The organism is Microbulbifer sp. (assembly GCF_036563125.1).
In the GTDB taxonomy this organism is placed as follows: domain Bacteria; phylum Pseudomonadota; class Gammaproteobacteria; order Pseudomonadales; family Cellvibrionaceae; genus Microbulbifer.
In genome coordinates this window covers 43132-53503 of record NZ_DATCMV010000184.1, presented here as the reverse complement: position 1 = coordinate 53503, position 10372 = coordinate 43132, and the positions used below count along the sequence as shown (strand labels likewise).

Annotated in this window: 8 protein-coding genes; 1 reads left to right on the top strand and 7 read right to left on the bottom strand. The window is 51.4% G+C overall.

The window, feature by feature from the left end; genetic code table 11:
• The 7 genes from VIL80_RS15725 to VIL80_RS15695 all read right to left on the bottom strand — a co-directional run.
• Positions 1–2389: GumC family protein (locus tag VIL80_RS15725; protein ID WP_332037035.1), on the bottom strand; the 2389-nt coding region annotated here is incomplete at its 3' end.
• Between the two features lie 12 nt (positions 2390–2401).
• Positions 2402–2965, bottom strand: a complete 564-nt coding sequence (locus VIL80_RS15720; RefSeq protein WP_332037034.1) for a polysaccharide biosynthesis/export family protein — start codon at positions 2963–2965, stop codon at positions 2402–2404.
• Positions 2966–2983: 18 nt separating this feature from the next.
• Positions 2984–4168 carry an outer membrane beta-barrel protein gene (locus tag VIL80_RS15715; protein WP_332037033.1) on the bottom strand — a complete coding sequence of 395 codons (1185 nt, stop codon included), beginning with the start codon at positions 4166–4168 and terminating at the stop codon, positions 2984–2986.
• A 161-nt stretch (positions 4169–4329) separates the two neighbouring features.
• The gene (locus tag VIL80_RS15710; protein ID WP_332037032.1) at positions 4330–5745 is read right to left on the bottom strand and encodes an undecaprenyl-phosphate glucose phosphotransferase; all 1416 of its coding nucleotides are present in this window, start codon (positions 5743–5745) and stop codon (positions 4330–4332) included.
• 134 nt (positions 5746–5879) lie between these two features.
• Complete coding sequence (locus VIL80_RS15705) at positions 5880–6308, bottom strand: hypothetical protein (RefSeq protein ID WP_332037031.1); 429 nt, start codon at positions 6306–6308, stop codon at positions 5880–5882.
• 247 nt (positions 6309–6555) lie between these two features.
• Positions 6556–7023, bottom strand: coding sequence for a thioredoxin family protein (locus tag VIL80_RS15700; RefSeq protein WP_332037030.1), 468 nt, complete (start codon positions 7021–7023; stop codon positions 6556–6558).
• 114 nt (positions 7024–7137) lie between these two features.
• The gene (locus VIL80_RS15695; protein WP_332037029.1) at positions 7138–8622 is read right to left on the bottom strand and encodes an oligosaccharide flippase family protein; all 1485 of its coding nucleotides are present in this window, start codon (positions 8620–8622) and stop codon (positions 7138–7140) included.
• Between the two features lie 355 nt (positions 8623–8977).
• Here VIL80_RS15695 and VIL80_RS15690 point away from each other — a divergent pair, with 355 nt between their 5' ends.
• The gene (locus VIL80_RS15690; RefSeq protein WP_332037028.1) at positions 8978–10243 is read left to right on the top strand and encodes a polysaccharide pyruvyl transferase family protein; all 1266 of its coding nucleotides are present in this window, start codon (positions 8978–8980) and stop codon (positions 10241–10243) included.
• Positions 10244–10372 lie beyond the last annotated feature (129 nt).

Genomic DNA, 10372 nt, shown 5'->3' with positions numbered 1-10372 from the left:
TATTTTCGGTTTCTAGCGAATTATCTTCCTGAGGCTTGTCTTTCAATTCCAGTTCTGATGATTCAAGCATTTCAACGCTCGATTCATCTGGGTATATTTCTTCTTTAAACACAGGTAGGGCATGATCCACATTGGACATCGGCGACTCTTCATCAATATTAACTGGCGAGGGCTGCTCCGGATTCGCTTGCGTATGCTCCGCTGAGCCATACGCAGGCAACCCTTTACCATAATTGTAGTCGTAGTATTCATCTGCGTAGATGGCATCTTTGCTTGTGTCTACGTGAGTTAGCACTACGCCATCAATTTTTGAACCAACTTGCGTAAGCCGACCAATGGCCCGGTTTACAGTGCGTTTGTTGGTTGAATCATATTTCACAACATAAAGAATGGCGTCTGCCAGGTGCGAAATAATCAGGGCATCGCTGACAGCCTGGATCGGAGGTGTGTCAATAATAATTCGGTCGTAGTTCTCGGCTAGTTGCGTGATGACATCACTAAATTGATGTGCAACGATAAGTCTTTGCGGGTCTGGCAAGTAGGTCCCAGCTGACATCACGCTAAGGCCGCTGCTGCTATATGCATGCACGCACTCATCAACCGAACAGGTGCCCTGTATTAGGTTTGTTAACCCTGGGCTTTCACGACCGATTCCGAAATCCGTGCCAATTGTAGGTTTTCGTAAATCTGCATCGATGAGAAGAACCCGTTCAACTTGGCTCATCGCAAAGGCAAGATTTTCTGCGACGGTCGATTTACCTTCATCGGGTACGGACGACGTCACCATGATTACGCGTATGGTCTTCCCAAGACCGGTAAGCACCACTCCCGTCCGCAAAGTGCGCACCGCTTCACTGAAGGTATATTGATCTGGGTCGAAATATGTGCCTAATTTAAGGCCTCCATCTTTCCCATTGGTGACTTTTGGCAGAAGTCCAATCAGGCGTTGCCCAAGGTAGACTTCCACGTCTTCAGGACTGCGAACACCCAAGTGCAGGAAATCGAGCAGCAGCGCTAGTGCGGTCGAAAACACCAGGCTTGCAATTAGAGCCATACCAGCGAGTAATTTCTTATTCGGCTTGTTGGCTTGTCGGGGTGCTACGGCAGAATCGACCAGTCTTGCTGGGGAGATTTCGAATCCAGAGGCTTCCCGAGTCTCATTTACTCGCGTAAAGAATGTGTCATAGAGCTGCCGATTAACTTCGACCTCCCTGACCAATTCCTGGTAACGGAATTCCTTCTGGGATACGTTCTGGTAATTCTCCTTAGCGCGTTCCACTTCAAGCTCTTGTGCCTGTACGCGCGCGAGAGCGGTGTTATATTGACTTTCGATTGCCTTGGCGATAATGCGTACTTCGTTGGCAAGTTGGCTGCGAACCATTTTCAATTCATTACTGGCGGCGACCATCTCTGGGTGTTTTGACTTATAGCGGCGAGCCAATTCGGCTACGTTTCTTTCTGCGACGGCCTCATTGCGTTTTATTTCCTGAATTAGGGGGTTGCTGATGACCTCGGGAAGATTGGCAAGAGCTATCTCGTTACCCTGATTTCTTTTGAATTGCGCAAATACGCTGTCGATTTGCTTGAGTTCACGCCGCATGTCCTGAAGTTGTGCTGTTGCCGTATTCAGGTCCCTCTCGGAAAGGCCGTTTACACCACTGATGTCAAGCAGGTCTTCACTTTCGCGGAAAGCCTGTAGGTTCTTCTCTGATGCATCCAGCTTTTGGTGGAGCTTCTCCAGTCGTTCGTTGAGCCAGGAAGTGGCTCGACTGGTGAATTGGTTTTTTGCTTCAGATTGCAAAGCAATAAACTCTTCAACCGTAGCATTGGCAACTTGCGCTGCCAGTTTTGCAGATTTAGCTTCGAATTTTACCCGTACCAGGTTGGTATTCCTTGATGGCTCGATAGTTAGCCGTTTTAGGAATGCTGTAGCGATATCGTCAAGATTCAAGGGGGGGAGGCTATCGCTGGTTGAAGTGCTATCACTTTTGAATAACCCCGTGATCGCTTCCAGAGGTTTATTGCTGGAGGTCCGACCTGAAAACTCGGGGTTGTCCATCAAGTTCAGGCGCAGAATGACCCTCTCGGCCAACTGTCTAGACTGTAGCATTTCAGTCTGCGTAAGAAGGTAGTCCCGGCGTTGAGAGCCAAGATCGTAGATTTCTTCTACAGAAACCGGGTTTGATTGATCGACTTCAAAAACGAGAGAAGCTGTTGCCTGATAACGCGATGGTAGCGCGAGAATGACCGCAACGGAAACCGCGGTGATCGCCACCGTAAGGCCGATAATCATCCAACGCTTGGCGAAAATAATTTTCCAATAGCGTAGCAGATCGATTCCCTGCTCCTGATTCAGTTCATCGACTTCATTGCCATTTGCATGGTTCATATCGTTTCTCTATTAAAAAAAGCTTTGTTTAACGGTAATGATGTCGCCCGGATACAGCTTTGTATCCAGATCTGCGTCAATGATTTCCTGCTCTTCGCCCTGGCCTCGTTTGATCACGATATTGCGCTGGGAGGCTCGGGGCGTAAAGCCACTTGCCATTGCGACCGCCTTGTTGATGGTGAGGCCCGGAAGGAAGGCATAACTACCGGGTGTGTTGACCTCTCCATCAACAAAAAAGTAGCGATACTGCTTGATGGTTACTTCCACACTCGGATTCACCAGATATCCATTCAGGAGGCCGGCAGCGATTTTCTTTTCGACCAACGATGCACTGAGCCCGGCAATCTTTACTTCCCCAAGGAACGGGTAGTTGATTACGCCACTGTCACTCAAGCGTACTTCTACGGATAAATCTTCCTCACCATAGACTCGTATCGTTATGATGTCGCCAGCGCCTAATTGGTACTGATCTTCAAGTACCGATGTAGTGCTTTCGGCGCTGCTAAAGCCAGTTGCACCCGCCAGTAACCAGCATGCCATCAGCGTTTTGGCCCAACGGAAATTATTCTTCTGCATAGAAAGCTCCTTGCACCTTCAATAGGATGCATCAAAACCGAGAAAAACCTGATTGCGCTCATAAGAGAGAATTTCGGCGCTGGCGTTCTGCTCAAGCGCGGACACACCGGTGCGGAAGTCCAGCCAGGGCCGAAACTGGTAGCGCAACGTCAATCCCCATCGACGTATATTTTCCGTTAGCTCGGCACCGGCATATTCGGCATCGGTGTAGCGGTAAAAGGCGTTGCTGCTGATTTTTTCACTCCAGGAATGTTGCCAATCAAGGAGCCCCGAAGTGGCATCGACGAAGTTTGCTATACCGGCAGCGGAGTCGATTGGGCGCCGCTCCGCGGTAAAGGAGAGCCTGCTTGTTTCCAGGGGGCGCCACGCGAAAGACGCGATCCAGCGCGGACGTTGGTAGTCGGGTGTTCCTTCTTCGAGAAACTGCTTTCTGACCAAGCCCCCCATCAATAGCGCGGTAAGTTGTTCCGTCTCACGCTCAATACCGAGCATCAGTGTGGCTTCATCGTTATCGCGGTCGGGAAGGTTCAGCAGATTGTCTTCGTAGCGTATTCTGCGCCCCTCCAGGCGGGTGAGTAGTGCGGTTTTTCCTCCAAGGTTTAGGGAAAAGAGTGCACTGCCATAGGGGGTGCGACGATCGCGCGCAGCGATTTCATCTACGTAGTTGCGGTTTGTGGTTCCGAGCGTGAGGTCGAGGTGGCCGCGTGCGCCTTCGGCGCCATAGCCGTAGGTAACGAACAGGTCAGATTGGTGATAGCGGTCCCGCTCAAAGATCAGGCTATCGAGATCCTCTGTGACCTGATCGTTGAATTCTTGGTTGATATTCAGATAGGCTGCGCCGGCAGACAAGCTATGCCGGTCGCTAATTTGCCAGTCTGCTGCGGCGGTCAACGCATGGTCTGTGAAGGAGTCGCGATCGCTGTCCAGGTAATCCCCGTGGGATAGCGAATATTGTAGGGAGTAGATGATTATGCCGCGATCGTATTCCAGTCCGATGCTAGGGTTGGTCAGGAGGAGGAAACTATCGATGCCATCCTCCGGCGCGTTGGTGATGTTGTCATCGTAACGCATATCCATACCGATGGCGGGCGACAGCAAAAATCCGGAGCCCAGTTTAATGGGCTCGGCCAATGCCGGTAACCAAAGTGCACTGATTGCCAAGCTGGTTATTTTGGCTGCGGTAGAGAAGGGGTTTTTTAGCATGTTCTGCCTTCCTGCTTGCGATATCGCTTTCAGGCGGGGACTGCCTATAACCCGTCCGTAAAATCCCGGCTACATTGCCGTTCGAGACTTGAGTTTAGAAGTACTCACAAAGAGTGCACGCCTTTGCATGAAAAAGTTTCTGCAATAGGCGCACGCTTGTTTCAATATGCATTTTTACCAACGAAGCCGCGTACCACTGTCAGGCAGAGGATGTAAATATCGAGGAGAATCGACCAGTTGCGAATGTAGTCCAGGTCGTGCTCGATCCGTTTATGCATTTTTTCAAGAGTGTCGGTTTCGCCACGCCAACCATTGATTTGCGCCCAGCCCGTAATGCCGGGCTTGACCTTGTGGCGCAGCATATAGCCGCTGACAATGGAGCGGTATTGTTCGTTGTGGGCGATGGCGTGTGGTCGCGGTCCGACAATGGACATGGTGCCGCCGAGCACATTGAACAGCTGCGGTAGTTCGTCGAGCGATGTGCAGCGTAGGAAACGTCCGAAAGGGGTAACCCTGGCATCATCGCGGCTTGCTTGGCGAATATTCGTTCCGTCTTCGGTACAGGTCATGGAACGAAATTTCCACACATCGATGGTGAGACCGTTCAGCCCATAGCGTCGCTGTTTGAATAATACCGGGCCGGGGCTGGTAAGTTTTACGCCAATTGCAATCAGCAGCATCAGTGGACTTAGCAGTAACAGAGCTAGCGTCGACACGACCAGATCTTCCAGCCTTTTTAACCAGCTGTTGATTCCCTGAATGGGGCTGTCGTAAATGCTCAATACGACGCTGCCACCGATGTGCTGCCATCGAGTGCGCAACAGATTACTACCGAAAATATCTGGTAATAAAAATACTGTGGCAGTGGTATCTGCAAGTGCAGACAACAATTGACCGATGTGCTTGGCTTCACTGATCGGCAGCGCAATATAGATCAAATCAAGTTTGCCGCTGCGCGCCGACTCCAGCGCCTGATCCAGCTCACCTGCCAGCAGTGAGCGATGCTCGAGGGTATTATCGTCAGTATTACTTTCGTCACCAGGCAGGCGATAGATACCGTGAAGGCGAATGCCTAGTTGCGGGTTCTGTTGGAGCTCGCGCGCCAGTTTCAGGGCCGCTTCATTGAATCCAAGGATGGCCGCGGTGCGAGTGTTGTGGTCGTGAATACGCAGGTAAGTCAGTGCCCGGCGAAGTGCGTAACGCCATAAGGCCAGGCAAAGTAGAGTCAGGCCAAACCAGCTGCCCACTATCAGGCGGGAGTAAGTGGCACCCCGGGCGGCAAAGTATGCCATCAGCAGTAACAATAAGCATACCAGAGACCATGCGAGTACCGTGGTCGAGAGCATATTGCGAAAGCTGTCGGTGCGCCAGGAGCGGTATAGCTCTAATGACTCACCAATAAATGCGAACAGCACTACCGCGGCTAGGCCCGCGATCAACCAATCCTTGCTGAGCTCCTGACCTGCACAGAACGTGCAAATCATCAGCGCCCCCAGAATCAACGCACCATCCAAAAATCGATAAACTGCCGCCAAATCACTTTGATGCGTGCGAATCCATCCCTGCTGCACAACCATACCTCCAGGATTCCTACTTAAACCTCAACTTCGATGCTTTATTCGGGGTGGTTTCAAAACAACCTTATTGAGCATCTTTTGCTCATAAGGTGGGCTGTGTATCACAACAGTGCAAGGTGTTTGTTCAAATATTGTCACCAATGCTTTCGGATACGTTGAGTGCGCCAATTTTTTTCTTTACACCAGCGGCGCATGTGGCGCCGTACCCAGCGTGCGAGCAGCCAGCCCAGCGGGATGGCCGAAACGCCGGCGAAAAAATCCGCCAGTGACGCGGACCGGCGTGTCAGGAAAGCGCCCTGTGCCAACTCAAGTACAATGGCGGCAAGCAGCAGTGCTGCCATTGCGTATTTGCGGGAGGGCGGTTGAAAGGCAAATACCGATATATAGGCGATCACCAGGCAGGCGCTAAAGTGTAGAACCAGGTCGAAATGAAGAAATGGTTGAGGTAACGGGGTGGGCCTTAGGCCTGCATAAACGCAAGCGAGCAGGATGCCGCATAGCAGCAACCTCCACTTGCCCGCATGACGTTCCGAACTGGCAATGATTGAAATGCTCTTGCCCATGAAATTACCCCGAGCAACAGTACATAGTCCTGGGTACATGGCGTAAACAAGACCGCATGAAAACGAAAGAGTTAACTGGAGCCAAAATCATGGGCTCTGGAGTTACCGCACACAGGCTAGTGTATGTTTTTCGTCCGGAGGAAGCCGGAAAAAATTGGTGTTTAGGCGCAGCAATATCGGTATTCTCACAATGTCCTGCGAACCTACTTACCGCTGGGTGTGAAAGGGTATTCACAAGTCTCTTCCGCTATCTCTCGGCACCTCGCCATTTATCGATAAAACGTGAAAACTTGGCGACTGAGTAAGATTTTCCTTCCTCCATGCCACTGGTGTTTTGCGCGCCAATTACCTTGCCTTCATGGTTGACGATAACAAAATATGGATAACCCTTTGGTTCTGGGAGATGGCTCAAGAAGTCCGCATTGTTGTTTTCGCCGCTAACATTTAGTTTCATCACGACGAATGTTTCGTCTAGATTCTTTTTTAACGACTCATTTTTCTTGATGAATGCGCTCAGTCGATGGCACCAGCCGCACCAGTTACCACCAAGAATGATTAGTATTAATTTTCCATCTGCATGTGCATCTTGCTGCGCCAGCCTGAAATCGACAAACGGGTCTCTTTTGGGGTCGTAGTTCTGATTGTATGGCTTGTCATTGAAAGCTAATGCACCCGCGCTGATGAATAGTGCTAACGCCATAACCAAGCTTTTCATGCTACCTCCGAATTTGTCCACGCTCTCGCCACTTCGACCTCCACTGCCGATGCCGCGGAGCCCGGGCGCTATGCAAATAGCCACTTGCCGGCCAAATTCCGTGCGTGCATATCTTCATGTGTCATTGCCTGCAAGAGATTGGTTGCGATTGGCAGCATTAAACCGGCGCAACAGATGCCGGCATTCTTCACGGAGTTGGGCATCTGTCAGCGCGAGGAGGCCTGATAGGATCAGTGCGCAGCCGGCACCGTACAATAGTTGTAGTAGTGCGCCGACCGTAGTGGTCGGTTGCTGTGCTTCGCCTGCGAGCAAGCTGACTGCCGCCGCAGCGCCCGCAGCAGTGCCAAACAGCAATAGAAGGCGGCCAACAAACGCGCGTTTGCCTTGGGCGAGTGGTGTGAGAATTACCGATACCGCGAGCGCGACTACCTCACCGGCAATCCCGCAGGCCGCGACAGCCTGGACTGAATAGCCGGCTGTCGCAAAATACACCGCTAACGGAAGGGAGAAACTGCGAAAGATATTCGCGATCATCGCGTTTTCCGTATGTCCCTGACTATTGGCAATGATCGAGGGAGCTATACGCAAAACGCGCAATGCCTGCATTGCGCTCAGCAGGCCAATCACGCTGGTTGCTTGCATAAATTGACTGCCATAGCTTAACTGGAGCAGCGCAGGTCCCGCCAGCGTGAAACCGCACACCATCAGCAGCCCAAATGAGGCGCAGGCCGTCAGCGCCATAGACGAGCAGCGCCCGAATAGCTCAAAATTTTCACGATTTCGCGACAGTATGGGCATCAGCAATATCGCGCTGAGTTTCGCAAAAATCATCGTCGGCAGCATGCAAAGGGAAAAAGCCACGCTGTACCAGCCCAGGGTGTGCATATCAAAGAGCGAGGCGATGATCACCCTGTCTCCCTGAAAAATGCCAAACATCAGGAAGCCATTGATGAGCAATGGCCAACCGAAATGCAGTTTGCGTTGTGCCAGAACTTTGTTGATCGTCCACCTGTAGGGGCGGCGCGCCAATATGTGTGATGCCAACACCGCCAGTATCGCCTGCAGCAAAATAACCGTGAGCATCAGGCGGTAGTCATCGAACAGCAGTGAGGCCAGAAATGCCGCCAGCAGTGTCAGCAACTCCGGCAAGATATCAAACAATGCGGTCGGTAAAAAATCCAGCTGTCGTTGGCGCACCACCAGGTCAAAATGCATTAAGCCGTGCAGCAAGGGTACCAATGCCATCAACTGAAATCCGCGGACCAGATGCGGAAGGCCGAACAAGTTTGCTACTGGTGCGGCTGTTAGCAGCAATATGAGTGCCAGGATCACACCCTTGAAGAATTGCATTAGGTGGGCGGATGCGAGCATTGCATCACTGCCGCCTTCGTCATCCTGTACCAAAACACGATCGAGCGCCAGGTTACTGGTCATCTCCACCAGCGTGATGGTCAGAGCAAATGTGGTGCCAATACCTAGATCTTCGGTGCCGATATGACGGGCAATAATGATGTTTCGGAGCAATGAACACAGGGCTACAAGTACCTGGCTTGCAGCGAGTACAGAAGCGCCTTTTACGATTTTATTTCGGACAGACAAGCCAACCCCCTGTTCACCGTATCGCGAGTGCTGAGTGCGCCGCATAATTATGATAAGTCTGCTTCTGCAGGGCACCGTAACGCCCTCAACGAAAAGCCATCACAGTGTAGTAAGGGCCGCTAGGTATGGGCTACAAATATTGCCGTTAGCGCATAAAAGATTATTTGTTCTTATGACGAAAAAATGCGCCATTTCCTGTGAAATGGGAACAGGTTTAGCGCGCATATACTACCTTTCCCTTCAGTAGAAGCCACTGCGTTACAGCGTGTATAAGGCGCTAGATCCCTTGCAGCTGCAAAGATCACCGGCTCCCTCGCATGAATAAAATGTACGTATAAATCGAGGAGAAAGAATAGTGACGTCCATTTCTCTGCTTGGTGCGGCTCCCGATACCGGAAATCTGGGCGTCAGCGCACTTTCGCATTCGGTCGCTTTTGCGCTTCGGGAGCGCATTCCGAATGCAGATCTTTGCATCTTTGACAATGGCCGCGGGCTGCGTCGCAGTAAATTGCGGATCGGCGATGACGAGTGGTTTGTGCGGCTGTGCGGGCTGAGTAATAGTCGACGCATATACCGCCGTGAAAGCCTCGCACACATGCGGCTCAGCCAAATTTTTCCGCAGTTGCTGAATAACGGCGTGCGTACCATCGCGCAATCCAGTGCAGTGCTCGATATCAGTGGTGGAGACAGTTTTACCGATCTATATGGTTCGCACCGTTTTGAGTTGATCAGTAGACCAAAACAGATTGTCATGCGGGAAAAGCGTCCGCTGATTTTACTGCCGCAGACATATGGTCCATTTCGCGAGAAAAAAAATCGTGTGCGTGCAGCTGATATCGTACGTGGATGCGACGCTGCCTGGGCGCGTGATTCCCGAAGTTTTGAAATCCTCGCGGACCTTCTCGGTCCAGACTTCGATGCTGCGCGCCACCGCTGTGGCGTTGACGTCGCCTTCCTGTTGCCCGCGACACGCCCGCAAAATATTGAGAGCCCTCTGCAAACCTGGCTGGAGGGTGCCAGCGGTGAAGTCGTAGGTCTGAATATAAGTGGCCTTATCTACAATGGCGGGCAAAGTGCTGCGCGACAGTACGGCATTGCAGCCGACTATGCAAAAACCGTGCTGCAACTGATAGAGCGTTTACTCGCAACATCTGATGTCAATGTTTTGTTGGTACCGCATGTAAAGGCACCGCCAACGAAGTGTGAGTCAGATTTGCGCGCCTGCCGTCAGTTACTCGAGCGGCTTGGCCCGTATGCTGGCGACCGCGTGCGAGTTCTCGCAGGCGATTACAACGAAATGGAAATCAAGTGGATTATTGGAAGGCTGCAGTGGTTCTGCGGAACACGCATGCACTCAACGATTGCCGCTCTCTCATCGGGCGTGCCGTGTGCATCGATCGCCTACAGTGATAAGACCCTTGGGGTATTCGCAAGTTGTGGCCAACAGGCACAGGTGTTTGATCCACGCCAAATGGGCACCGGAGATCTGGTGGAATGCGTCTACCAATCATTTCTTGAGCGCTCAGATTTGCGATATCCGCTGCTGGATAGATTGCCTCAGGTTATCGCCAGGGCAAATTCTCAGATGGACGAAATTTCTAAAATTTGCCTGGGGTCGTGATGCGATGACATTGTGCGGTGCGTGTAAATCGAGGTTTTCGCAATTGAATCGATGATTGTCGAGCTAAATGACAAATTGAAAATATGTAGATTCGCTTGTCATTAATCAGGATCTCGCTTCATTGCGAGG